The organism is Pseudomonas sp. s4 (genome assembly GCF_046764235.1).
Lineage (GTDB): Bacteria > Pseudomonadota > Gammaproteobacteria > Pseudomonadales > Pseudomonadaceae > Aquipseudomonas > Aquipseudomonas asiatica.
The window spans coordinates 2,848,079-2,871,845 of sequence record NZ_CP177209.1 but is presented as its reverse complement, the minus strand read 5'-3'; the positions used below and the strand labels follow the sequence as shown (position 1 = coordinate 2,871,845).

Here is a 23,767-nt window from a genome sequence, read left to right as displayed (position 1 = left end):
CTGTTGACGATCCATTGCAGCCATTGCGAAAACCATGATCTTGCTCATTATTCCAAGGCTAACGCGCCCCCTGTGGGCACGGGCTTCGCCCATGTTCGCGGGTAAACCCGCGCCCACTGGGATCGCGCCAGCTTCTGAAAATTGAGCAAGACAGTTGCTCTCACAAAGTCACCTCTGACCCCACTGGCCGCTGTGGGTCGTTAAGGTCATTCGCGAATGGCTGCTAACGACCCAGGCTGTGTGAAAACGCAAGTAAGTACGTCGAGGAGCGAAAGAAGCTGGGGCGCCCTGTCAATTCAGCAGATCTAAGTGTTGATCTACCTCAGTCGGGCATCGGACACGCGGCCTGCGCTATTTGGGCCGCGGCAGCGGCCCAGATAGCCGTATACGGACGCATAAAACGCTTGGACTCATGTCCTGATCGCTTCAATCAGCCCAGCGATGCCAAAGATGCTCATCATTCGTTTGAGATTGTAAGCAAGCACGTGAAGGCTCATCTCGGTGCTTACCCTCGGCAGGGTTTTGGTCAGGAAGTGGGTGCTTCCTATCCAGTATTTGAGCGTTCCGAAGGGATGCTCCACCGTCTGCCGGCGACCCTTCATCTTTCCGAGGTCATGCTCCAGTCGGGTCTGCACCGCTTCGACTACCGTTTATGCTCCCAGCGCTTCAATCGGCGTTTCTTACCCGTCGTCGCGGCGGCAAAGTGGGACCGGTGGTGGCGATCCGCGCCGAGCTGGACGCCCTGCCGCTGACCGAGCAGACCGGACTGCCCTACACCTCGACCGTTCGCGTGGTGGACCAGAGCGGTGATTTCCGCACCCGGGGCAAGGAGGTCGGCGTGATGCATGCCTGCGGCCATGACGCGCACATGGCCATGGCCTTGGGCGTGGCCGAAGTGCTGGCAGCGCGGCGCGACGAGTTACCCAGCACACTGAAACTGATATTCCAGCCGGCCGAGGAAGGCCCGCCCCTGGACGAAACCGGTGGCGCCCGACAGATGATCAAGGAAGGTGTGCTGACGAATCAGGCGCCTGCGGTGATCTTCGGCATCCACGTCACCGCCGGCACAGCGGGCACATTCACCCTCAGCCGTACCCGAACCACCGCGGCGGCGGATACCTTCGTCGCCCGCATCAAGGGTCGACAGACCCATGCGGACTTCCCCTGGACCGGCATCGACCCGGTGCCGGTGGCGGCGCAGACCATTCTCGCCTGGCAAACAATTCCCAGCCGCCAGTCCAACCTCAGCGTGCTGCCGGCGCCGGTGATTTCCGTGGGCCGCATCGAAGCCGGAGACCGGCACAACATCATCCCCGCCGAAGTGCGCCTGGAAGGCTCGATCCGCACCGTCAGCGACGAACAGCGCGAAGACGTGCTGCAGCGCATGCGCCGCACTGCGCAACACATTGCCGAAGCCTCCGGTGCCAGCGCCGAGATCGACTACCTGCCCGGCAACTACCGCGCCGGGCACAACGACACCGCGCTGGTGGACAGCCTGCTGCCGGTGCTGCAACAGGCCTCCACCACCCCGGTGAAGCTCGACAATGGCACCTACGGCGCCGATGATTTTGCCGAGTACGCCCGGCAGATCCCGGGAATCTTCATGCGCATGGGCGTGACGCCACCGGCATTGGCCGACAAGCCGGCATGGCCAACCCATTCGCCGGGGTTCCAGGTAGATGATCCAAGCCTTGCGGTGGGCATCCGGGCGCTGAGCAGGATGACTTTGTCATAGATGCGTTCCGCTGGGGCAGAAAAAGAATCAAAAGAAATTAAATAAATTAATTTTATTACTTTTTAGAATAAACCTATAGCCCACTGGTATTGGTATATACCAGTTATATACCCGTTAAATCTGCTTCGTGAGCCCTGCGGGCATCAAGGAGCACGACAGAATGGTTGCAGTACGGGTAATGCTGGAATATTTCCATCCCTGGCCAAATTCGGCGGGGTTCTACGTCGCACGGGAGCGCGGCTGGTATCAGGACGCCGGCTTGTCGGTGAAGTTGATGGTGCCGGACCCGTTCCATGGCGACACCTTGGAACACTTGCTCAAAGGCGAGGCCGATGTCGGCGTGTTTCCCAGCAACCGCTTACTGGTCAGGCGCAGCCTCGGTCAGCCGTTGTTGGGCGTCGCGGCTATCAACCATCAGGGTCTGGAGTCGATCCAGACCCTGACCGACTTCGGCATTCGCCGCCCAAGAGACCTCGCCGGCAAGCGCCTGGCACTCAACCCCACGCCTCGCGGCCTGGCGATGGTCCGCCATCTGGTGGCCGCCGATGGCGGCGACCCGGATGCCGTCATCATCGTCGACAGCAAAGTACGCGAGCTGCGCCCCGAGGATCTGGCCGCGGGCGTTGCCCACGCCAGTTTCGGCGGCTACTGGGCCTGGGAAGCGCTGATGGACAGCAAGGTTTCGGCCGAGCGCCGCGTCGTATGGCCGGTCGGCGACATCGGCGCACCGCGTTACCACAGCTACCTACTTGGCGGCCGGCAAAGCTGGTTCGAGCACAATCACGAGACTGCCCGCGCCTTCCTCGCCGCCACCGAGCGTGGCTTTCGTGCGGCGGCCGAAGACCCGCAGAGCGCCCTGGGCGCCTACGAGGCCTCCACGCCTTACTTTCCGAGGGAGCTGCTCAGCCAATCGCTGCAACACATCGCGCCAACTTGGCTGCATGAACAGCGCTGGGGCCAGCAACGCGAAGAACTGATCGCGCCCTACGCCCAGTGGTTGCACCGCCATGGCGTACTGACCGACCCCAACGCCTGGCGCGGCGCCACCAGCAACCGTTACCTGACGGAGCCGCAGGCATGACCGAGCCATCGCGTATCGCCCACGGCATGGGCTTGCAACCCGTGGAAGCCGACTGGCCTGCCCTGTCGCAAGGGGATGTGGAAAGCGCGCTGAACCACTTCCCGCAGGTTGGCGCCCTGCAGCAGCTGCACTGGCACAGCCCCCGCCCCTTCTCGGCGGCCGCGCAGGTGCGCACGGACCAGGGGCAACTGTTCGTCAAGCGCCACCACCGCAGTGTCCGCCAGCCCACCTGGCTTTTGGAAGAACACCGCTTCGTCCAGTACCTGAAACAGCGTGGCGCCCCCGTTGTCACCCCGTTGCTCGACCGCAACGGCAGCAGCGTGGTTGCCCTGGGGGAATGGACCTACGAGGTGCTGCCGCTCGCCCAGGGCCAGGACCTGTACCGTGACGCTCTGTCGTGGACACCGTTCCTCACCCTGTCGCATGCCCACGCGGCGGGAGCGGCCCTCGCGCGCCTGCACCAGGCCGCCGAAGGCTTCCCCGCGCGAGCCCGGCAAACGCCAGTGTTGATTTCCAACCTGCGCTTGTTCGGCGACTGCGCACCGCTGGCGTCGATCGAAAGGGCCTTGGCGCAGCAGCCCGCGCTGGCCCATTACCTTGCGGATAAGAACTGGCAGCAGGCGCTAGGCGAGCTCTATCTGCCCCACCACCGCGCCCTGCTGCCGCTGCTCAAGCACCAGCCGGCACTGTGGACCCACAACGACTGGCACGGATCCAACCTGCTTTGGACCGAACCAGGAAGCACCGCGCAGGTGCAGAGTGTCCTTGACTTCGGCCTGAGCGACCTGACCTTCGCTATGTTCGATCTGGCCACCGCGCTGGAACGCAATTGCATTCCCTGGCTTGAACTCGACGCAGGCGGCCACGCCAGCGCAGACCTCGACGCAGTCGATGCGCTGCTGGCCGGCTATCACAGTCAGCGCCGTCTGACCCAGGCCGATCTGCTCACCCTCAAAGCGCTGCTACCGCTGGTGCATGTGGATTTCGCCCTCTCGGAAATCGACTATTTCCAGGGCATCGTCGGATCCCGCAGCAACGCCGACATTGCCTACCACAACTTTCTGATCGGCCATGGCCGCTGGTTTGGCGACAGCGAAGGCGTCCGCCTGCTCGATCATCTCGACCGAATCGCACGCACGCGCTGACAGGAGCCCCCATGCCCGACATCCTCATTGCACCCAATGCCCTGCAACAGGCCCTGCAACAGCCGGGGCTCGTGGTGCTCGACACCAGCGTGGAGCTCGCCGCCGCGCAGTTCGAGGGTGACTACCGTGTCGCCAGCGGCTATACGGCCTGGCTGGCCGAACACATCCCGACCTCACGCCATGCCGACCTGACCCGCGAGTTGGCCGATACCTCGGCGAGCTACAGCTTCGCCCTGCCCTCGCCGGCGGCTGCCGGGGAGGCACTGGCGCGCCTGGGCATCACCGGTGCTGGGCAGATCGTGCTCTACGACCGACACGACGGCTTCTGGGCGGCGCGCCTGTGGTGGATGCTGCGCAGCATGGGCATAGCCGCCTCGGTGCTCGACGGTGGCCTGAAGGCCTGGCGCCAGGCCAATCTGCCTCTGGCCCAAGGCGAAGCGATTCAAGTCGGGGAGCCGGCTTCGCCAGCGGCACCGACTGTTCAAGCCGGGTATTGGGCAAGCCGCGAGGACGTGCTGGCCGTGCTCGATGGACAAGCCCCCGGCACGCTGGTCTGCGCACTCTCCAAAGGGCTGTTCGAGGGCAGCGCCGTGACCCGCTATGCCCGACGCGGCCATATCCCCGGTAGCCTCAACCGACCGGCCCGCGAGTTGTTCGACGAACAGGGCCGCTACCTGCCGCCCGAGGCGTTGGTCCAAGCCCTCGGGCCATCGCTGCTCGAAGGCGAGCAACCGCTGATCCTCTACTGTGGCGGCGGTATCTCCGCCGCTGCCACTGCCCTGGCCCTCACGCGCCTTGGGCGCCAGAACGTTTCGATCTACGACGGCTCGCTGCAGGAATGGGCCGCCGACCCTGCGTTGCCAATGACCATCGGAGCAACTCCGACCTGAGCTTTCACCCCTTTCAAGAGCCCGCTCGAAGATACCGTCGCCGCTGCGTGCGCGCGTCATCGCGAGCACACGTCTAGCCGTTTTTCGGTACCACGCCGCTGGTCACCCAGGAGTTTGTTCATGGCTTCATCCTTGCCCCTGCAACACCGCCACGGCCTCGCGCTGGGGCTGCTGAGTCTGTCATTGAGCCCGGCCCTGGCCTGGGCGGACAGCACCCTGCTGGAGACCGTCACCGTGACGGGCCAGCAGCCCGACAGCTACCAGGCCACCTCGGCCTCGGTCGGAACCCTGGGCGAGGCGCCACTGCTCGATACACCGGCCTCGGTCGCGGTGTTCACCGAGCAACTGCTCAAGGATCGCCAGGCCCGGCTGCTCAGCGAAGTGCTCAGCAACGATGCCTCGACCGGCGAAAGCTATGCACCGATCGGCTACTACGAGAACTTCGTGGTCCGCGGGTTTTCCCTCAGTGCCGCCAACAGCTACAAGATCAATGGCAACACCATTACCGGCGAGCAGAACGTCGCGCTGGAAAACAAGCAGCAGGTCGAGCTGCTCAAAGGCCTCTCCGGCTTGCAAAGTGGCGTTTCCGAGCCGGGCGGCCTGGTCAACTACGTGACCAAGCGAGCGCAGAACGTGCGCTCGGTCACCGTGGCGACCAACGAATCGGGCGAGCGCTACATTGCCACCGACCTTGGTGGCTGGCTCGACAGCGAGCATCGCCTGGGCGTGCGCGCCAACTTCGCCCATGAAGACATCCGCAGCTACGTCGACAACTCCGACGGCAAACGTGATTTCGCCTCCCTGGCCGTGGACTGGAGCCTCAGCGACGCCGCCCTGTTGCAACTGGATGCCGAATACCAGACCCGCGAACAACGCTCGGTACCGGGCTACCAGCTGCTTGGCGGCAACGTGGTGCCCAGCGGCATCGACCCCAAGGACCGCCTGGCCGACCAGCACTGGTCGAAACCGGTGGGTATCGACTCGCTCAACCTTGGCAGCCGCTTCGAGTACCGCTTCGACGATAACTGGAGCGCCAACCTGAGCGCTTCGCGCAGCCGGGTGGTGATCGACGACTACAGTGCCTTCGCCTGGGGCTGCTATGGCGCCCCGAGCTGCGCCAGCTCCGCCGTGCCCAACTACTTCAGCCCCGAGGGCGACTACGATGTCTACGACTTCCGCAGCCCCGACGACACTCGCCGCAACGACGAGCTCCAGGCGACCCTGAGCGGGCGCTTCGAAAGCGGCCCGTTGCAGCATGAGCTGGCCCTTGGCAGCAGCGCCTTGCGCCGGCTCATCGACCGCCGCGACGCGGTCAATGAATGGGTGGGCACCGCCAATATCTACCAGCCCGTACCCGACTTTGCGCCGAGCAGCGCGCCGCTGGGGCATACCTATCGACGCCTGGATAGCCGTCAATACGGCCTGTTCTTCAGCGATCGGCTGAGCTACGGCGAACACTGGCAGGCCATTCTGGGCGGCCGTCAGGTACGCCTGGACGAGAAGACCTTCGACATTGACGGCAATACCACGCGCCATACCCAGCGCTCGGAATTCCTGCCCAATGTGGCACTGATCTACAAACCCCGTCCGGACATCTCGCTGTACACCAGCTACAGCAAGGGCCTGTCCCTGGGCGGCGAAGCGGCGTGGTTCACCACCAATGCCGACGAGATCCTGCCGCCAACGGTGTCACGCCAGTTGGAGGTGGGCGCCAAGCGTGACTGGCAGGGCCTGAGCTTCGGCGCCGCGCTGTTTCGCATCAGCAAGGCCTACCAGTATTCGCGCCCCAATGGCGACGGCAGCTTCACCTACGTGCAACAAGGCGACCAGGAAAACATCGGCCTCGAGCTTTCCGCCAACGGGCACCTGACCGAGCAACTGCAGGTGGCGGCCAGTGCCGCGGCCATCCGCGCCCGGGTCGAGGACAGCGGCACCGACAGCTACGAAGGGCATCAGGCGATCAACGTGCCGAAAGTGCGCGCCAGCCTGCACGCCGACTACAGCATCGCCAGCGTCAAGGGCCTGGCCCTGCTCGGCGGCCTGCGCTACAGCGCCAGCAAGTATGCAAGCCAGGCCGGCAACGTGAAGGTCGACGGCTACACCGTGTTCGATGCCGGCGCGCGCTACACCCTGGACCTGGAAGGCTATGAAACGGTACTGCGCCTGACCGTGGACAACCTCTTCGACAAGCGATACTGGCGCGATGTGGGCGAGTACATGGGCGACGGCTACCTGTTCCAGGGTGCACCGCGCACCGCCCGCCTGTCCGCCACCGTGAATTTCTGAGGAATCACCATGACCCGGTCCGTTCCGCTCCTTGCCGCCCTGCTGGCGGCGCTACTCACCGGTTGCCAGCAGAACCCGCCCGCCAACGACCAGCTCGACGCGGTGCTCTGGACCCAGACCTCGGTGGAGCACGACCTGCTGTTCCGCCAGGTCTACGCCAATGCCACCCGGCAACTGGACCAGGCCTTGGCCGACCCGGCCTGGGATGCCCTGGCACAAGCACCGCGCCCGCTAGAGGGCTTAGCTCCGGCGTTGATCGTCGACATCGACGAAACCCTGCTGGACAACGTCCCGCTCAACGCCCGAGCGATCATCAAAGACCGCTCGTACGACTACGACGCCTGGTACCTGTGGGTCGATCGCGCCAAGGCCCCAGCCCTGCCCGGCGCCGTGGACTTCCTGCAGGCAGCGGCGCGCCGTGGGATTACACCGTACTACCTGACCAACCGTGAACCCGGCCAGGAGCAGGCGACCCTGAAGAACCTGCGCCGCGCCGGCTTCCCCATCGACAGCCCTGCCCAGATCCTCACCGCGGGCACCGCGATCGGCGGTTGCCAGGCCAGCGGATCGGACAAGACCTGCCGCCGCCAGTGGGTCGGCACCCAAGCCCGCGTGTTGATGCAAGTGGGCGACAGCTTCGGCGACTTCATGGCCACTACCGGCAGCCAGCAAGCCCAGCTCGATGCGGCCCGGCCCTACTTCGGCTGGCTGGGCGAGCGCTGGTTCCTGCTGCCCAACCCCACCTATGGCAGCTGGTACAGCGCGCCGTACCAGGGTCACGAGGGATTGTCGGAACAACAGAAACGCGCCTTCAAGCACAAGGTCTTGAAGCCCCAGTACTGACGCTGCCCAGGAGGCGCCCATGTCAACGTTAGAAATCGTCGCCGTGCTGTTCAACATCCTCGGTGTGTGGCTGACCACCCAACGCATTCGCTGGTGCTGGCCGGTGAGCGTGGTCGCCGTGCTGCTCTACGCCTGGATCTTCTTCGAGGTGAAGTTGTATTGCGACATGCTGCTGCAACTGGTCTTCGCCGTGCTGCAGGGTTACGGCTGGTGGCGCTGGAGCCAAGGTTACAGCGTTGCCGGCAAGGTCGCGGTGCAGCGTCTGCCGCGCCGCGAGGCGATCGTCAGCCTGGCGGCGGGGTTGGCCGGCGCGGTGCTGCTTGGCGCCCTCATGCAGCGCTACACCGATGCCTCGGCGCCGTGGATCGACGCCTTGCTGAGCGCGCTCAGCCTGGTGGCCAGCTTCTGGGCGGCGCGCAAGTATGTGGCCAGCTGGGGGCTGTGGATCGTGCTCGACAGCGCCTACGTGGGGCTGTTCCTGTCCAAGGACCTGCAACTAACCGCCGCCCTGTACGCCGGCTTCGTGGTACTGGCCACCTATGGCCTGCTGACCTGGCGCAACGAGCTGCAGGCCCAGCAGCGGCCCCTGTCCACAGGCGCCGAGGTGCTGCCATGAACCCGTTTCGCGCCTCGTTCGTCAGCGAATCGCAACCCCAGGCCACCTGGCGTGCCACTCAACCCCATTACCTGCGAATCCGCGATCAACTGGCCGGCGACCTGGCCAAGGGATGCCTGCCCGCCGACAGCAAGCTGCCCGCGGAGCGGGAACTGGCCGAGCGCTTTGGCTGTACCCGCGTGACCCTGCGCCAGGCACTGCAACTGCTGGAAACCGACGGGATCATCTACCGCCAGGACCGTCGCGGCTGGTACGTCAGCCCCCCACGCATCCGCTACGACCCGACCAGCATCATCGGCTTCATGGAGTACGTCGCCACCCAGGGCCGCACACCACGCACCGAGTGCCTGCATGCCGAGCGCCGCCCGGCCGGGGCCTGGCTGGCCAAGCGCATGGGCCTGGAGCATCCGGAGGAGCCGGTGTTCTACCTGCAACGCCGCCGCTGGGTCGACCAGCGCCCGGTGCTGCTGGAGTGCAACGTGCTGGTGGCCGACTGGTGCCCCACGCTGCTCGACGCCGACCTCAACACCTCGCTGACCGCCCTGCTGCGCGAACGCTTCGGCCGCGTGCAGTCGCGCAGCGAGCTGTGTATGCACCCCGAGACGATGAACGACTTTCAGGCCGACCTGCTGCAAGTCTCCCCAGGGTCGAGCAGTTTCTACCTTGAGCGCCTGAGCTTCGGCGAACGCGGCCAGCCGGTGGAGTTCGACCAGGAGTTCTGGCGCCCGGATGCCCTCGCGGTGGTGCTGCAAACCCGTTACCCAGGCCAGGTCGATACGCCATGAAGCATCCGCCCGGCGCCCCACTGGAAACGCTGCTGCAAGCCGCCGACGGCCTGATCTTCGACTGCGATGGTACCCTGGTCGACAGCCTGCACGCCTACGCCAGTGCCTGGCGCGCGGCCTTCGCCGAGTCTGGCAAGGTCATGGACACGGCGTGGCACGCCGCCCGCTGCGGCCTGTGCGAGACGCAACTGATGGCGCATTTCGAGCACACCCACCAAGTGACGCTGGATCGCCCCAGGGCGGTGGCGACGATGCGCCAGCACTACCTGGCCAACCTGTCGCGGCAGGTGTGCGAGATCACCCAGGTGACTGCAATCGCCAGGCGGTTCGCCGGAGTGAAGCCCATGGCGGTGGCATCCAGCGGCTCTCGGGAAATTGTCCTGAATTCGCTGGCCGCCCTGGGCTTGGCCGAGCTGTTCGACGCCATCGTGACCTTCGACGATGTCGGCAAGGCCAAGCCCGATCCCGCTATCCATCTGCAGGCTGCCCGACAACTGGGGCTGGCCGCTGCGCGTTGCCTGGTGTTCGAAGACAGCGAACAAGGCCTGGAGGCCGCTCGACGCGGCCGACTGCCGGTAGTGGACGTGACGCGGCTGCCCCCCCCTGACCTGCTAGCGTTACCAGAAGCGACGAACAACCCGATTCGGCACATTGCTCGACGCCGAAGAAGACAGGAACGCTTCAAATGAACGGCACCCACGTTGGAAGACGCCTGGTCCTGCTTAGCACCACCTGTCTCGGCCTCGTCGCGCTGCTGCCCGCAACTGGCATGGCGCAGCAACCCGACACGCCCGGCCCCTTGAGAGTGCCGCCCAGCGAGATCGGCAAGTACCATCGAAAAATGCTGGACGAGACGACCCGCCTGCTGGGCGGTCAGCCGCTGTTCACTCAGAAGGCCTTCGATGTGCAGATCGACAGCCTCGTGAAGCAAGAGATCATCGACAGGGGCAATGCCGAAACCCTCAGGGCATTCTTCAGGAAACTGCTGAGCGAACAGACTAGAAGATGTGTGTTAACAACTGCGGGCCCTGGCGCAGAAACTAAAGATCGCCGCGAACGAAGTGGTCGCGGCGATAGGGAGTATCGCCGAAGACAGCCTCGCCTACGTGAAAGAGTTCGCTGGGAAACTGGACAAGAAATGGGTGGCACTGGTGATCGCCCACGACGTTCGGGGTGTGCTGACCGGCGCTGGGACCGGGGCGGCGGTCGGGGTGGTCATAACAGGGCTCGGAGTCATTCCTGGCGCCGTGTTCGGGGCGCTATTGGGGGCTGCATCTGCAGCGCCGTTAGCTCCTGAATCAACACCAAGATAAGTAAGTGGAGGACTCCAAGGTCTGCTGCAGCAGCGCCCTCAAATGCTAGAGCTGGGTTGCACACACGATGATTTTGCCCCGTTCCACTAACCGATAGCGCCTGGCTGCGCCCCAACGTGGATGTCTGGTCAGATCAAATGCAAATGACTGGTTACGTCGAATGCAAACAGCTGGTCATGTCGAATGCAAACGTGTAAATGGGTGCAATTTCCCACAAGTCACAGGCGCGAGCGTCAAATGGGATTGCACGCACATGAATTCGGTGCGAAATAAAATGCTCGAGCTGCTCTCCGGGGCCGATCGACTCTATCATGCGCCAGATGCAAGCCATATTTTTCTTTAGCTCAAAAAAGAATTAACAAATTCTTAATCATTATTTCTTGTTCTAAGAAAGACCTCGTAGTCTCTGTTAACGCCTTACAGAAACCTAAGGATCTTTCATGAGCCACGCCGATAACGTCATCGACTTCACCCTATTCCGCAAACGCAAGCACGCGCAGCAGATGGGGCGCTGGATGTGGGCGCTTTACGCGCAGCAAGCCGGCCTGGTCGCTCAACATGGATTCCACGCAAGTGCCGTCCCGAAAGCACCGCGCCAGGCCTGAAACCATGAGTCTCCCTCGGATTCTGAGCACCTCCACAGACCCTAGCCTCAACCTCCCCACAGACATCGACAGCAGCGACGACGAGTCCATCGGCCCCCGCGTCGCCCAGAACTTGCAGCGCTTGCGTAGCAAACGCCTGCTGTCGCTGGAAGCGTTGGCCAGGGTCAGCGGCGTCAGCAGGGCGATGCTTGCGCAGATCGAGTCTGGACGCAGCGTCCCGTCGATCAAGGTGCTGTGCAAGATCGCCAAGGGGCTTCGGGTCTCGGTGGCGGCTTTTCTCGAGCACCGCGAATGCGAGGGCGTCACGCTCATGCCGGCACGCGAAAGCAAGCGCCTGGTGAGCGCCAACGGCCACTTCGTCAGTCGGGCGCTGTATCCCTATGATACGTCGCGGCAGGTGGAATTCTACGAACTGCGCATCAATCCGTTGGGCGAGGAGTATTCAGACGGGCATGGCCCAGGGGTGCAGGAAAATCTGGTGGTGGCGCAAGGCGCGCTGGAAATCAGTGTGAACGAAGAGCGATTCCTGCTCTCGACCGGTGACTCGATCGTGTTCTACGCCGACCAGCCTCACCGCTACCGGAACCCGGTAGACAGCGAGGTGGTGGCCTTCCTAGTGGTCACCCACCCGGAGCGCCGCGACTGATACGCGGCGCAGTCGCAGTTAGCGGTCGCTAGCAGCACGGCTCAGCAAGTGCAGCACATCATCGGCATGCCGTTGCAGCTCATCATCATCGGCATGCTGCAGTCGTTCATCATTTTCATCATCAGCATGCAGCAGTTGTTCATCATTTCCATGCTCATGCCCGCCATCGGCATCATCTTGCAGGTCATCGAGTCAGCCATCATGGTGCATTCCATCATGCACTTCATCATCGGCATGGCAATGGCATTCATCGGCATCGCCATGCCCATCATCGGCATGTTCATGGCCATCGCCGACTGAGACATGCCCATCATGCACAGGTTGGCGCACTGCATCATCATCGGCATGCCGCAGTTCATCATCATCTGCATCATTTCGCAATTATTGCGGAAACCGGCCATGTCCATGCCAGCCGCTGGCTTCATGGTGCACATCATGCCGTCTTCGACCATCTTGCAGGTCATGGTGGCCATCATCATCGGCATGCCCATCATTGGCATCATTGGCATGTTGGCGCTCATCGGCATCTGCATTGCGTTCATCATGGCGAAATCCTCTTCAAATCGACGATCGGGTGTGGAGTTGATGAGGGCGATTGTAGGCTTATGCGGTACTGAGGCAACAGGACGGCGCTGCAGCGCTTTGCGCTGCGGGGAGTGCCGACATAGAGCATATAAAGGATGTTTTGGATGCTAACGCAGCAGAAAAAGCGCTATGACGACTCAATGGATCATGATGACGACCGAAGCGAAGTAACCGATATTCTATGTAGATCTATCTTCATATCTGAAATGAATAAACGGTCTAAAAATCCGCAATTTCAACCCAGTCAGGTCGTCATTTCCACCTGCTCCTCGATTTAACCGCTGTGCAGGCGGGACGGGTGACACCGCTGTCGCGCAGCCACAGTGCATAAACCCCGCCCCTGCGCAGTGCCTCGCCGAGCGGCACCATCAAATCGCCCCTTAGCAGGGCATCTTGAGCCCGCATCTTGTCGCTTATAGCCCCCCGGTCATGTGGCATCCAGCATGAGTTCGTCGATCTTGAACAACAGGTGCTTGTACTTGCACTCTTGCTGATCTGGTTGTAATGAAATTGCGGGTATCGGAAGCCTGAATTGCTTGCAACCTGGGAGTGCGGAGCGTGATATACATGCGAATCCCGAATGGATGGATGCGACCGTGCGGCCTACGCGCAGGCGCTTCTGGGTCAGGCTGATGCGCCAGTTCGCCAGGTGATCTGCCGGCGTGATATCGACCGTCTCGCGATAGTGCGTAATAAAGCTCACCCGAGCGACATGCCGAAACGATCGGCGAGTTCCGTCACGGCCCAGTTGCGCTGAGGTTCGTGGTGAACGCACTCGAGCGCCCGGGATAGCTGAGCATGGGCCAACATCATCCCTGAGGCGTTGGTCAGTCTGGCCAGAAGGTGCCGAAGCAGCTGAAAAGCCGTGGCTTCCTGGCAGTGCAACTGGTCGCCTTGGTGAAGATCATGTTGTACTTTTTCGCGTCAGGGTCCATGCCCGACTCGATCATGTGCTGCCGGTAGTTTGCCCCTTGGCAAACGAACTGCTGGTTACGGGTGAGAGGCGATAACAGCTTAACCTCTTGTTCGGACAGTTCCTGGCCCTTCAGCTGTGCAAGCGCCTCGACGCTATTGTTGCTGATGAAATCGCCAGTGGTAGCGAAAGTGCCTGGCACATGCGTGATACGCCCTTGGCGGATCACGCCCCAGTGGATACCGTTCTCGAACTCATAACGAACTACGTGCACGACAGACATGGAAGGTACTCCTGAAGCAGCGTTTGTCCCGGGCTCAGTGGCGCGAGCACTTTGGTGTTGTTCCGATGAAGCGTTGGCCAGGCCGTAAGTCAACGTGCCGCCTGCCATTACAGCTGCGGCTTTGAGCATGTCGCGCCTGCCGAAAGGCGTAGGTTTGCCTGGCATGGCACGCACTACCCGAACATCCGCATGAGCGTGATCAACTTGCGTAGCGTCAGGTCAGGGGTGCGCCGAAGGTTGCGCAACAGCGTGACCAGGTTGGGCAGGCTGAGCCTGGGCTTGGTAAAGCTTCTGGGCATGCGCTGGCCCCATTGGGCCATCGCTTCGGAGCTCTCGGGATGGATTCCGGTAGGATATGTGGCGGTGAAGACATCGCCGTCGCAGTAATGCTCGTGCTTGTCGCCCCATGGGTCCTGCCAGTAATCGAAGATCTGGCTGCCGAGAATGTGCCGGCCGATGCCCCAGGAATGCGCCCAACCGCGATCTCGCAAAACGCGCTGCCCCATGCCTACCGCATCGGCATCAACCACTTCATAGGCGCTGTGGCTGTAGGTCGCCATGAAGCCTTGTGCGATGGCCAGGGTATGGTGATCGGCCGGAATGTCACCGAGGTCCAGACGCATGAAGGCGACAATGGGTGAGCCGTCGGGCAAAACCTGGACATCGCTTGGGATAAAACCGAAATGCTGCGTGTACCAGGCGCAAGTTGCTTGGTACGCGGCCACCTCAAGCACGATATGGCCCAGTTTCAGCACCTCGGGAGGCGCGATGGATGGGCGTTGCGTGGCGTTGATTCGCTGTTGCGCCGTGGCCAGGTTCCACGAAAGCGGCGCTCTGCTCGGCAATGCCTGACTGGGCCGCTGTCCGTACACCGCCTCGACAATGAAGCCCGAGGGGTCGGTGAGGCTGACGAAATACCCGCCACCCGGATGGGGCGCAGGTTGTACCGAGGACGCGCCAGGAATTTGCGCGAGTTTTTCCAGGTTCGCACGCGATTGCAGGCCAGACCAAAGCCAATGAAGCGGGCTTCGTCCGCCTGGTGGATTCGGTAACAGTAGGGGCTGGGTTCGGTTGCGCGCAGGTACAGTGTGTCGGCGCAGCGCTGGCTGACGATCAGGCCGAAGTCCACCAGAAATCCCGATGCCTTGTCCAGGTCGGGCCGTTGGAAGATCAGGTGGGTCAGCGCCTTGGCCCTGACTGTTGGCTGCAGATGGGGTGACGGCTGTGGCGTGGCCAACCGGGGGGTCTCATTGTCCTGATTCATTGTTGTTGTTTTCCAGTTTCTTGAGGCTGAGCGCTCCCGGACCCCCGGCATGAAAAGGGGCGAGAATCTTCAGATAACGCGACTGCGCTTAGTCGAGAGGCGGCAGCACCGGCAATTCCCTTGTTGACAGCAGCCTGGCTTCTTCCAGAGGTATCCGTGACCAAGGAACTCCAGCCGTTGTTGACAGACATTGAAGCAAAGCTGCCGTCGGGCTACCGAATTGACGTCGGGGGAGCTGTCGAGGAAAGCGACAAGGCCAACAAGGCCCTGCTGGCAGTCGCGCCGCTGATGCTTGTCAGCATCCTGACACTGCTGATGTTGCAGCTTCAGAATTTCTCGCGGATTTGGATGGTGGTGCTCACCGCCCCCTCGGCCTGATCGGTGTCGTGCCCGCACTGCTGGTTTTCCAGTCGCCACTGGGGTTCGTTGCAATTCTGGGAATCATCGCCTTGGGCGGGATGATCATGCGTAACTCGGTGATCCTGATCGATCAGGTTCAAACAGAGACTGAGCAGGGGCGCGATCCCTGGAGCGCAGTGCTTGATGCTACCATTCACCGGACGCGCCCGGTGATGCTCACTGCGCTGGCGACAGTGCTCGCGATGATTCCCCTGACACGCAGTGTATTCTGGGGGCCAATGGCGATCGCCATCATGGGGGGACTGACCGTGGCGACGCTACTGACGATTTTCTTCGTTCCTGCTCTTTACGCTGCCTGGTTCAATATAAAACGCAGTGAACCTGCCATCCCTCATTTTCAGGCCGGCGAGGTTGGCAGGGTTTCTGGGTAACGGTTGATTCTGCGCACTACCCTACCAATCCAAACTCCACCGCCGGTATATAAATAGAACGAACGCACGCCGGCGGTGCTCAACCGCCAATACGCTTTTTTTGTGCCAAGGATGAATAAACACACAAAATCTGCCGTTCAGCCACGTCGACCATCACATCGGTCTAATCGCGCTTCCTAGGGCTCTGCGAGTGTCTGCGATGGGCCGGGAGCAGCCCTTCGCGAGTGACCCCAATCGACCCAAAGCTGCCATTGCGCAAGTACTGCTATTGCTCATTTTTCGAGGCCGGCGCAAACCCTGTGGGAGCGGGTTTACTCGCGAAGCAGGCAACGCGGAGGATGGTACGGGCTTCGCCCGTGTTCGCGGGTAAACCCGCTCCCACAAAGATCACCTCAGATACGAATGTCCGCTATGGGTCGATTCTGTTGAAAAAGTCGGTGTCGACCTGAGCCACTTGCGCGAAGCTGAAAAAATGCCTGTTTGATGCGTTGCTACGCGAAATCTGAGGCAATCCAGTACCTGCATTGGCTCAGATTTCAACGTAGGCCGCCTACTTTCGCAGGCAGAAATCGCCGAGAGACTTTTTCAACAGAATCGGCCAAAAGCGGACCTTAGCTCCTCGCCGCGAGCCTCGCATCGAAGCGTATTCCCCATTGCCAATCACGGGAGTGCTCGACCAGGTGATCAACGAATGCGCGTGTTTTGGCTGGTAACAGCTTCTGGCTGGCGAAGTAGAGCGAGATGGGGCCGGCATCGACATACCAGTCCGGTAAGACACGTTGCAGCGCACCGCTTTGCAGATGCGACAGTACATCCGGTACGGCCAGCAGAGCCAGCCCCAGCCCGAGCAATGTGCTCTGGCACAGCGCTTGCGGATCGTTTACTAACATGCGCGGACGTAACTCCAGCGGGATTCGCTCGCCCTTGGAATTCTGGAGCATCCAGCTGCGCACCTTGCCGCTCTGAACCGACCGCATGCCCAAGTGATCGAACTCCGCTAGCTGTTCTGGCCGACGTGGCGCTGATCGCCCGGCCAAATATTCCGGCGACGCCACCAGTACCAGATGCGCTGGCGCCAATTCGCGTGCGACCACACCGGCTGATAATTCGATACCGCCGCCAATAGCGGCATCGAAACCGTCAGTGATCAGCTCCACCTGGCGATTGTCGAAATGCCATTCCGGCATTACTGCCGGGTAGCGGGCGAGAAAATCAGGCATCAGCGGTAGCAGATAGTCGCGCCCAAAGGCCGGTGCCGCCGAGACACGCAGCAGGCCGGCCGGTGCACCGGCGCTGCTGGTGAGATCGGCAATCGCTGCCTGGATGCTTTCCAGCCCACCGCCGACATTCCCGAGGAAGCGCTCGCCGGCTTCGGTCAGGGTCAGACGCCGGGTGCTGCGCTGGAACAGGCGTACGCCGAGATTGGTTTCCAGCTGAGCAACATTGCGACTGATGGCCGCCGGCGTCAGGCCCAGACGACGTGCGGCTGCGGAGAAGCTACCGCACTCGGCGCTGCGTACGAAGGATTCCAAATTTGCCAAGGTTTCCATAGCTCAACCTTCAATCGTTAGTTGAAGGTGATTCTAGTCATTACCCGCTACTGCGTGGAAAGCGAAAGGCATTTCATGAGCACACCTACCACCCACACGAGGTCTGCATCATGAACAACGCCAACCTTCCCCTGAACGGCCAGGTCGCACTGGTTACCGGCGGATCGCGTAGCATCGGCGCCGCCATCGCCAAACGCCTGGCGGCCGACGGAGCCAGTGTCGCCATCACATACAACGCATCGCCGGACAAGGCCGACGCGCTGGTCAGCGAGATAGTTGCCGCCGGTGGCAGGGCGGTGGCGATTGCCGCCGATGCCGGCGACCCGCAAGCGGTACGCAGCGCTGTGCGACAGGTCGCCAGCACCTTCGGACGGTTGGATATCCTGGTCAACAATGCCGGCATCAGCGTGCTCGGCGCACCGGAGGAGATCGCTTTCGAGGACTTCCAGCGCATCCTCGCGGTGAATGTCACCGGCGTGTTCGTCGCCACCCAGGAGGCGCTCAAGCACATGGGCCGCGGTGGGCGCATCATCCACATCGGCAGCTCCATGGTGCAGTACGCCGCTTTCGCCACCGCCTCGGCCTACACCCTGACCAAGGGTGCCCTGGCCGGCTTCAGCCGTGGCCTGGTGCGCGACCTCGGCCCGCGCGGCATCACGGTCAACACCGTGCATCCCGGCCCGACTGACAGCGACATGAACCCAGCGGATGGCCCTGTGGCCGATTTCGTCCGCCCCAATATTGCTGTCGGCCGCTACGGCGAGGGCCGCGACATCGCCGCAGCCGTTGCCTGGCTGGCCAGTCCGGAGGCGGCCTTCGTCAGCGGCGCCGAGCTGCTGGTAGATGGCGGTTTCACGGCCTGAGGAGAGACAGACATGAAGATTGGAATCATCGGCGCTGGTGCCATAGGCAGTGCCATCGCACGCGCCCTGAGTAAGGCGGGTATCGAGGTCGAAATTGCCAACAGCCGTGGGCCGGAGAGCTTGCAGAGTCTGGCTGACGAACTGGGGCCGAAGGTCAGACCGGTAAGCCGGGAGCGGGCCGCCCAGGCGGACATCGTCTTTCTCGCGGTGAATTGGTCGAAAATTCCCGCCGCGCTAGAGAACCTGCCTCCCTGGAACGGACGCATCGTGGTCGACACCAACAATCCCATCGAGGCGCCGACCTTCCGTCCCTTCGATCTGGGCGGCCAGAGTTCGAGCGAAGTGGTTGAACGGATGCTACCTGGAGCGCGTTTGGTCAAAGCCTTTAACCACCTCGCACCGACGCTGCTGAGCGGCGATCCGCAGGCCGAAGGCGGTCGGCGCGTTCTGTTCTATTCCGGTGAGGATGTCGAGGCCAAGGCCACTGTGGGGGCGTTAATTGAGCGACTGGGCTTCGCTGGCATCGATCTGGGAGGCCTAAGCGAAGGGCGTCTGGCGCAGTTCCCTGGAGGGCCATTACCGGCACTTAACCTGGTTAAGCACGGCTAATCCCCAATCAGCGGGCGCTCCAAGCGTCCGCTTTTGGCCGATTATGTTGAAAAAGTAACTGCCGCCCCATGCCCCCGGCAAAATCACGCGCTCAGTGAGCGTGGGGGCAGGCAGCATGATGGGGCAGTTACCGGGAGGACAGGCGCGCCTGTTCTACTCGTTCAATCTGGAAGAGCACGTCCCGCCCCAACACCTCCTGCGCAGCATCGATCAGTGCCTGGATCTCAGCGACCTGCGTGCTCACTTAGCCGACTTCTACAGCCCCATCGGGCTACCATCGATTGATCCGGAGTTGATGGTGCGCATGCTGGTGGTCGGCTACTGCTACGGCATCCGTTCCGAGCGGCGGTTGTGTGAAGAGGTGCACCTGAACCTGGCCTACCGCTGGTTCTGCCGCCTGGGCCTGGAAGACGAAGTGCCCAATCACTCGACCTTCTCGAAGAATCGCCACGGCCGCTTCCGTGACAGCGGCCTGTTCCGCTGGTTGTTCAATGAGGTGCTGCGGCGCTGCATGGCCGCTGGGCTGGTCAAGGGCGAAGGCTTCGCCGTCGACGCCAGCATCATCAAGGCGGATGCCAGCCGGCAACGTGGGGTGGCGGGCGATGAAGTCGACTGGCGCGATCCGGCGCTCAGCAGCCGCGCCGTGCGCGAGTACCTCGAAGCCCTTGATGAAGAGGCGCTGGCCGAAGCCCTGCCCAAGAAAATTTCACTCACCGATCCGCAGGCGCGGTGGACCGCCGCGCCAGGTGGTCCGGCCTTCTTTGCCTACGCTACCAACTACCTGATCGACACCGAGCACGGCGTGATCCTGGATGTGGAAGCCACCCCGGCGCATCGGACTGCCGAAGTCGAGTCGACCAAAACGATGGTCGAGCGCGTCGAAGCGCAGTTCGACCTCACACCGGAACGCCTGATCGGCGATACCGCCTATGGCACGGCCCCGATGCTGGCCTGGATGGTCGAGGAGAAGGACATCGAGCCGCATGTGCCGGTGTGGGACAAGACCGAGCGCAAGGACGACAGTCTCTCCAGCAACGACTTTCACTGGAATCAGGAGGCCAAGGAATACTGCTGCCCAGCCGGCAAACCGCTACGCAGTGAATGGCGCGCCTTCACCCAACAGAGAACGCGGGTGACCAAGGCCAACACCATCATCTACCGCTCCAGCCAAGCCGACTGCGCCACCTGCCTGCTGAAAGCCAAGTGCTGTCCCAATACGCCGAATCGGAAGATCGTCCGCAGTATCCATGAGGCTGCTCGCGACATAGCGCGACGCATCGCCAAGACACCGGAGTACCTCGTCTCTCGCTGCGAGCGCAAGAAGGTGGAGATGCTGTTCGCCCACCTCAAACGGATCATGAAACTCGACCGTTTACGGCTGCGTGGCCTGACAGGCGCCACCGACGAATTCACCTTGGCCGCGACGGTGCAAAACCTGCGACGCATGGCCAAGCTCATGCCTCACGGCCCACCGATCACGGGATAGGTACGCCTACTGCGAGCAGAAACCCTCGAATTAACCAGCAAACCTGAGCCCGGTGGCTCAGTGAAACGCCGAAAGGCAACTTGAAGTGGCTTGCAGCCACTTCGAAAGCTGGCGCACCTGGCCGACTGGCTGCCGCAGAACCGCCTTTTTCAACACAATCGGTCGGAAGCAGCCGCTCACCAGAGGCCGGTTTCGACCCAAAGCTACCCTTCACTCCTGACAGCTAACGGCCAAAAGCGGACAGTGATAAAGCGCTAACGGTGACTTGCCCGGACGCTTATGCTCCGCCGGAGCTGGCGCTCATCCGCTACAGGAGATAGGCGCCACCATGTTTTTGTATCCCGATGACGCCTGTCATACAGGGAACCGGAAAGAAGCTCCGTATGCAGTCGCTGGCAAGCGGCTGGATCCGTCAGTTCTCAATCTGGATCGCAAGCTCCCGCTCTGAGAACTGGTTCGGTAGAGCCCTCTTTTTTGCAGCGCTGGCACCACCCATTCTACGAAGTCCTCCAGGGTTCCAGGGCTCGTCAAGGGGTTGAGCATGTAGCCGCTCGTACCTGAGATCCGTGCATGCTCTTCGATTCGGTCTGCGACCTGCTCCGGAGTGCCCACCAGGATGAGATCGGTACCCCGTGTGACATTGGCGAAGCGCTTTCTGACGTCCCCGGCGGTTAAAGGCTTACCGCTTCCGTCGGGTCGCATCATGTAGGAAGTAAGACCCTCGGTATGTGTCGACAACGCATCGCTATCCGCGTAGCGGCTTAGGTCGATGCCTGTGTCGCCGGCATAGCTGACGAGTTGTGCTTCCAAGTGATAGTTGCTCTGGAGCTCGTCGTACTTGCGCTGGGCTTCTATTTCAGTTTTCGCCGTCACGATGCGCAGCACTGTCAGCGACTGTACGTCATCCCGAGCACGACCACGCGCCTCAGCCATCGTCCAGATTTCTTCCAACCCTTGACGGATTTCATGTGGATTCGACTTGGCTATGAAGATCAGTTCGGCATGTTTGGCTGCGAACTCGCGGCCTCTTCCAGACCAACCCGCCTGAATCAGGAGTGGCGTTCGCTGTGGCGACGGAGCGGACAGATGAGGCCCTGCCACTCGATAGCGTTCTCCTACATGGTCGATCGACTTGACCCGGTCGCCTTGGGCGTACACTTGGCGGGCTTTGTCGGCCACTACTGCGTCGTCTGCCCAACTGCCCTCCCAAAGTTTGTAGACCACATCCATGAACTCCTCGGCGCGCTCGTATCGATCCCCATGCTTGAGCATTTCCTCCAGGCCGAAGTTGCGCGCAGCACTGGAAAGATAGGAGGTGACGATGTTCCAACCGATCCGGCCGTTGGTCATGTGATCGAGCGTGCTGAAGCGACGGGCATGGGCAAAAGGATGCTCGTAGGTCGTGGACACGGTAGCGCCGAACGCCAGATTCTTCGTAATCGCAGCCAATCCCGGGATGATCATCAGCGGGTCATTTGCAGGGGCCTCGACAGCCCACTTCACGGCGGCCTGCGCATGACCGCCGAATACATCATAGAAGCCCAACACATCTGCGAAGAACAGCATGTCGAGGTTGGCCTGGTCAGCGATGCGCGCCTGGTTGGCCCAGAATTCGAAGGTGTTGGCGGCCAGACGTTCATCAGCCGGATGTGTCCACAAGCTCGGCGCGCCACCGCAACCGACGCTGGCTTGTTCGTAGAGGGCAAACAATAGGGGTTTAGGGTCGGACATCACTGTTCCTGTAATCATTGATATCAGCGCTCAACTTATCGCTGATCCTGAAAGCCTTTGCCGTAATAGCGCTCGAGGCGGTGTTGGATAAGCTCCAGCCCAATGGACAGAAGCCAATAGATGAGTGCGGCGGTGGCCAGCATCTCGATGTAGCGGTAAGAAGAGCGGCCGTAGGACTGCGCCAGGAACATCACTTCCCATACCCCCATCACCGAAATCAACGATGAGTCTTTGAGCATGGAGATGAACTGGCTGGTTATCGGAGGGATGATCGTCCGCATCGCCTGGGGCAGGATGATGTGAAAGAACGTCGCGGGCGGAGTCATTAACGCCTGCACTGATTGCGCCGGGCACTACGCCGAGCTGTGGCAGCCCCAGGTAAATAAGCAGAATCTGAATCAGCAAAGGCGTGCCACGGAAGAAGGAGGCGTAGAAGCTCGCCACTCCAAAGGCCACAGCGCTTCGAGAAAGCCGTGCTAGCGCTGTTACGAACCCCAGTACCAGCGAAAGCCAGATCGAGCAAAAGCACAGGAACAACGTCAGTGCTGCGCCCTGCAGGAACCCATTGGGCCCCAGTTTGAGTCCAACCAGGTTTGGCAGCTTATCGAGAATAATCGAGAACTTGAGGTCGAAGCTCAGGAAGAAAAGCACGCAGGCGCCGAGTAACGCTACCCAGGTCAGATACAAACGGGTTTTGAACCCGAATATTCGTCGAATTCGATCCTTCTGTGTCTTGGACGGCAGCGCGGTTTTGGCCGGATGTGGATTGAGGGCTGTCATTTGGTGATATCAGCGCCAATCCACTTTTCGGAGATCTTGGCCAGCGTCCCATCCGCTTTGAGTTCAGTCACAACCTGGGCAACTTTCTCACTCCACTGGGGATCGTTTTTCTCAACGGCGACTACGTTGGGCTCGGCATACAGGGTATCGCCAGCAATCCTGAATCGAGGATCTTGGGCGATACGCTCTTTGGCTGTAATCAGATTGGTGACCATGGCGTCCAGTCGTACTCCGGTGCCTAGGGCCAAATCCTGGAACGCTACGGTTTCGTTGTCATAGGGTGCAATCTGGACGCTGTCAAACGGGTACGTCAGGGGTTTGTCCTCTGCCCCCTCGATGACGAGATCCTTGTTCAGATAGGCTTCATAGGTGGACGCACTGATCACGCCAACCTTCTTCCCTGACAGGTCTTTACCGGAGCTGATGCCACTGTCTCTAGCATTGACCACGATCACCGCAGGGGATTGGTAATACTCGACAGGGAAATCAAATACCTCTGCCCGCGCCTTGCTTGGCGTCATGGAGCAAACACAAATGTCGTAGCGCCCACTCCAGCGCCCAGCGGCGATGACATCCCACGAAGGTGTTTCGAGCTTGAGCTTGACCCCTAGCCGTTTAGCCACTGCCTTGGCGACGTCCACGTCGAACCCGTCGAGCTGGTTCTGTTCATTCAGGAACGAGAACGGCGGGTAGTTTTCCATCAGTACGCCGGTGAGCTCGCCTTTGTTTTCTACGCGTTCAAGGGTCGAGCCAGCGAAGGCAGAGGAACAGGCAACAAGGAGCGCCAGGCCAGCAGGGAGGAGAGATATGGCTTTCAACGACAGGTACTCAGTTAGCAAAGGATTTAAATATTAAAACGCAATATAAAATCCTTTCGTACTAACATTATGGAATATCAATGGATTGCCCAGCTATATCCCTGCTGTTCCAGGAATGCAGCGAATGGGTTCGCGGTTGAATAGCTCCG

At 61.4% G+C, this 23,767-nt stretch carries 19 protein-coding genes and 5 pseudogenes; 15 read left to right on the top strand and 9 right to left on the bottom strand.

Translation table 11 applies throughout. The annotated features are described in order from the left end of the window. Positions 1-410 precede the first annotated feature (410 nt). Positions 411-691 (bottom strand): annotated as a pseudogene (locus ACK56M_RS13570) (transposase); the annotation flags it as partial. On the opposite strand from ACK56M_RS13570, the gene ACK56M_RS13565 reads away from it, so the two are divergent. From ACK56M_RS13565 to ACK56M_RS13515, 11 genes are all read left to right on the top strand, one after another. Next, positions 653-1,735, top strand: coding sequence for an amidohydrolase (locus ACK56M_RS13565; RefSeq protein ID WP_411959524.1), 1,083 nt, complete (start codon positions 653-655; stop codon positions 1,733-1,735). The pseudogene ACK56M_RS13570 and the gene ACK56M_RS13565 sit on opposite strands and share 39 nt — an antisense overlap. Positions 1,736-1,895: 160 nt before the next feature. Beyond that, complete coding sequence (locus tag ACK56M_RS13560; RefSeq protein WP_411959523.1) at positions 1,896-2,816, top strand: ABC transporter substrate-binding protein; 921 nt, start codon at positions 1,896-1,898, stop codon at positions 2,814-2,816. Continuing rightward, on the top strand, positions 2,813-3,961 hold the full coding sequence (locus tag ACK56M_RS13555) for a phosphotransferase enzyme family protein (RefSeq protein WP_411959522.1): 1,149 nt from the start codon (positions 2,813-2,815) through the stop codon (positions 3,959-3,961). The genes ACK56M_RS13560 and ACK56M_RS13555 overlap by 4 nt, the downstream gene beginning before the upstream one ends. An 11-nt stretch (positions 3,962-3,972) precedes the next feature. Next, positions 3,973-4,851: a sulfurtransferase gene (locus ACK56M_RS13550; RefSeq protein ID WP_411959521.1), complete on the top strand. Its 879-nt coding sequence runs from the start codon at positions 3,973-3,975 to the stop codon at positions 4,849-4,851. Between the two features lie 120 nt (positions 4,852-4,971). Further along, the gene (locus tag ACK56M_RS13545) at positions 4,972-7,137 is read left to right on the top strand and encodes a TonB-dependent siderophore receptor (RefSeq protein ID WP_411959520.1); all 2,166 of its coding nucleotides are present in this window, start codon (positions 4,972-4,974) and stop codon (positions 7,135-7,137) included. A gap of 9 nt (positions 7,138-7,146) precedes the next feature. After that, positions 7,147-7,980, top strand: coding sequence for a 5'-nucleotidase, lipoprotein e(P4) family (locus tag ACK56M_RS13540; protein WP_411959519.1), 834 nt, complete (start codon positions 7,147-7,149; stop codon positions 7,978-7,980). A gap of 19 nt (positions 7,981-7,999) precedes the next feature. Next, positions 8,000-8,596: a nicotinamide riboside transporter PnuC gene (gene pnuC / locus ACK56M_RS13535; protein WP_411959518.1), complete on the top strand. Its 597-nt coding sequence runs from the start codon at positions 8,000-8,002 to the stop codon at positions 8,594-8,596. Then, positions 8,593-9,381 carry a GntR family transcriptional regulator gene (locus ACK56M_RS13530; protein WP_411959517.1) on the top strand — a complete coding sequence of 263 codons (789 nt, stop codon included), beginning with the start codon at positions 8,593-8,595 and terminating at the stop codon, positions 9,379-9,381. Before pnuC ends, ACK56M_RS13530 begins: the two co-directional genes overlap by 4 nt. Further along, a complete protein-coding gene (locus tag ACK56M_RS13525; RefSeq protein ID WP_411959516.1) occupies positions 9,378-10,070 on the top strand; it encodes an HAD family hydrolase in 693 nt (230 codons plus the stop codon). Before ACK56M_RS13530 ends, ACK56M_RS13525 begins: the two co-directional genes overlap by 4 nt. A gap of 1,064 nt (positions 10,071-11,134) precedes the next feature. Further along, entirely contained in the window at positions 11,135-11,299 is a 165-nt protein-coding gene (locus ACK56M_RS13520) for a hypothetical protein (RefSeq protein ID WP_411959515.1), read from the top strand. A 4-nt stretch (positions 11,300-11,303) separates the two neighbouring features. Further along, positions 11,304-11,945, top strand: a complete 642-nt coding sequence (locus ACK56M_RS13515) for a helix-turn-helix domain-containing protein (RefSeq protein ID WP_411959514.1) — start codon at positions 11,304-11,306, stop codon at positions 11,943-11,945. 41 nt (positions 11,946-11,986) lie between these two features. Here the strand turns inward: ACK56M_RS13515 and ACK56M_RS13510 are convergent, their stop codons facing one another. The 4 genes and pseudogenes from ACK56M_RS13510 to ACK56M_RS13495 all read right to left on the bottom strand — a co-directional run bounded on the left by ACK56M_RS13510 (position 11,987) and on the right by ACK56M_RS13495 (position 14,990). Next, positions 11,987-12,490, bottom strand: a complete 504-nt coding sequence (locus ACK56M_RS13510) for a hypothetical protein (RefSeq protein ID WP_411959513.1) — start codon at positions 12,488-12,490, stop codon at positions 11,987-11,989. 467 nt (positions 12,491-12,957) lie between these two features. Continuing rightward, the gene (locus tag ACK56M_RS13505) at positions 12,958-13,233 is read right to left on the bottom strand and encodes a hypothetical protein (RefSeq protein ID WP_411959512.1); all 276 of its coding nucleotides are present in this window, start codon (positions 13,231-13,233) and stop codon (positions 12,958-12,960) included. Positions 13,234-13,411: 178 nt separating this feature from the next. Continuing rightward, a pseudogene (locus tag ACK56M_RS13500) lies at positions 13,412-13,726 on the bottom strand (fumarylacetoacetate hydrolase); the annotation flags it as partial. 173 nt (positions 13,727-13,899) lie between these two features. Further along, a pseudogene (locus ACK56M_RS13495) lies at positions 13,900-14,990 on the bottom strand (VOC family protein). A gap of 150 nt (positions 14,991-15,140) precedes the next feature. On the opposite strand from ACK56M_RS13495, the pseudogene ACK56M_RS13490 reads away from it, so the two are divergent. After that, positions 15,141-15,781: pseudogene (locus tag ACK56M_RS13490) on the top strand (efflux RND transporter permease subunit); the annotation flags it as partial. Positions 15,782-16,392: 611 nt separating this feature from the next. On the opposite strand, the gene ACK56M_RS13485 reads toward ACK56M_RS13490, so the two are convergent. Continuing rightward, complete coding sequence (locus ACK56M_RS13485; protein ID WP_061302312.1) at positions 16,393-17,331, bottom strand: LysR family transcriptional regulator; 939 nt, start codon at positions 17,329-17,331, stop codon at positions 16,393-16,395. Between the two features lie 110 nt (positions 17,332-17,441). Between ACK56M_RS13485 and ACK56M_RS13480 the strand changes: the two genes are divergently transcribed. The 3 genes from ACK56M_RS13480 to ACK56M_RS13470 all read left to right on the top strand — a co-directional run bounded on the left by ACK56M_RS13480 (position 17,442) and on the right by ACK56M_RS13470 (position 20,289). Then, positions 17,442-18,194 (top strand): 3-oxoacyl-ACP reductase family protein, encoded by a 753-nt coding sequence (locus tag ACK56M_RS13480; protein ID WP_061302313.1) that lies wholly within the window; start codon positions 17,442-17,444, stop codon positions 18,192-18,194. A 12-nt stretch (positions 18,195-18,206) separates the two neighbouring features. Further along, positions 18,207-18,803, top strand: a complete 597-nt coding sequence (locus ACK56M_RS13475) for an NADPH-dependent F420 reductase (RefSeq protein WP_100413911.1) — start codon at positions 18,207-18,209, stop codon at positions 18,801-18,803. A 115-nt stretch (positions 18,804-18,918) separates the two neighbouring features. Then, the gene (locus tag ACK56M_RS13470; protein WP_061302315.1) at positions 18,919-20,289 is read left to right on the top strand and encodes an IS1182 family transposase; all 1,371 of its coding nucleotides are present in this window, start codon (positions 18,919-18,921) and stop codon (positions 20,287-20,289) included. Between the two features lie 354 nt (positions 20,290-20,643). Here ACK56M_RS13470 and ACK56M_RS13465 read toward each other — a convergent pair whose 3' ends face one another. From ACK56M_RS13465 to ACK56M_RS13455, 3 genes and pseudogenes are all read right to left on the bottom strand, one after another. Beyond that, positions 20,644-22,020 (bottom strand): LLM class flavin-dependent oxidoreductase, encoded by a 1,377-nt coding sequence (locus ACK56M_RS13465; protein ID WP_061302316.1) that lies wholly within the window; start codon positions 22,018-22,020, stop codon positions 20,644-20,646. Positions 22,021-22,055: 35 nt separating this feature from the next. Continuing rightward, positions 22,056-22,800: pseudogene (locus ACK56M_RS13460) on the bottom strand (amino acid ABC transporter permease). After that, positions 22,797-23,618 carry an ABC transporter substrate-binding protein gene (locus ACK56M_RS13455; RefSeq protein ID WP_309673689.1) on the bottom strand — a complete coding sequence of 274 codons (822 nt, stop codon included), beginning with the start codon at positions 23,616-23,618 and terminating at the stop codon, positions 22,797-22,799. The pseudogene ACK56M_RS13460 and the gene ACK56M_RS13455 overlap by 4 nt, the downstream one beginning before the upstream one ends. Positions 23,619-23,767: the final 149 nt, after the last annotated feature.

Excerpts from the sequence above, each read along its gene's own strand:
- ACK56M_RS13565 (WP_411959524.1), top strand. The coding sequence starts at position 653 with ATGCTCCCAGCGCTTCAATCGGCGTTTCTTACCCGTCGTCGCGGCGGC.
- ACK56M_RS13560 (WP_411959523.1), top strand. The coding sequence starts at position 1,896 with ATGGTTGCAGTACGGGTAATGCTGGAATATTTCCATCCCTGGCCAAAT.
- ACK56M_RS13555 (WP_411959522.1), top strand. The coding sequence starts at position 2,813 with ATGACCGAGCCATCGCGTATCGCCCACGGCATGGGCTTGCAACCCGTG.
- ACK56M_RS13550 (WP_411959521.1), top strand. The coding sequence starts at position 3,973 with ATGCCCGACATCCTCATTGCACCCAATGCCCTGCAACAGGCCCTGCAA.
- ACK56M_RS13545 (WP_411959520.1), top strand. The coding sequence starts at position 4,972 with ATGGCTTCATCCTTGCCCCTGCAACACCGCCACGGCCTCGCGCTGGGG.
- ACK56M_RS13540 (WP_411959519.1), top strand. The coding sequence starts at position 7,147 with ATGACCCGGTCCGTTCCGCTCCTTGCCGCCCTGCTGGCGGCGCTACTC.
- pnuC (WP_411959518.1), top strand. The coding sequence starts at position 8,000 with ATGTCAACGTTAGAAATCGTCGCCGTGCTGTTCAACATCCTCGGTGTG.
- ACK56M_RS13530 (WP_411959517.1), top strand. The coding sequence starts at position 8,593 with ATGAACCCGTTTCGCGCCTCGTTCGTCAGCGAATCGCAACCCCAGGCC.
- ACK56M_RS13525 (WP_411959516.1), top strand. The coding sequence starts at position 9,378 with ATGAAGCATCCGCCCGGCGCCCCACTGGAAACGCTGCTGCAAGCCGCC.
- ACK56M_RS13520 (WP_411959515.1), top strand. The coding sequence starts at position 11,135 with ATGAGCCACGCCGATAACGTCATCGACTTCACCCTATTCCGCAAACGC.
- ACK56M_RS13515 (WP_411959514.1), top strand. The coding sequence starts at position 11,304 with ATGAGTCTCCCTCGGATTCTGAGCACCTCCACAGACCCTAGCCTCAAC.
- ACK56M_RS13510 (WP_411959513.1), bottom strand. The coding sequence starts at position 12,490 with ATGATGAACGCAATGCAGATGCCGATGAGCGCCAACATGCCAATGATG.
- ACK56M_RS13485 (WP_061302312.1), bottom strand. The coding sequence starts at position 17,331 with ATGGAAACCTTGGCAAATTTGGAATCCTTCGTACGCAGCGCCGAGTGC.
- ACK56M_RS13480 (WP_061302313.1), top strand. The coding sequence starts at position 17,442 with ATGAACAACGCCAACCTTCCCCTGAACGGCCAGGTCGCACTGGTTACC.
- ACK56M_RS13475 (WP_100413911.1), top strand. The coding sequence starts at position 18,207 with ATGAAGATTGGAATCATCGGCGCTGGTGCCATAGGCAGTGCCATCGCA.
- ACK56M_RS13470 (WP_061302315.1), top strand. The coding sequence starts at position 18,919 with ATGATGGGGCAGTTACCGGGAGGACAGGCGCGCCTGTTCTACTCGTTC.
- ACK56M_RS13465 (WP_061302316.1), bottom strand. The coding sequence starts at position 22,020 with ATGTCCGACCCTAAACCCCTATTGTTTGCCCTCTACGAACAAGCCAGC.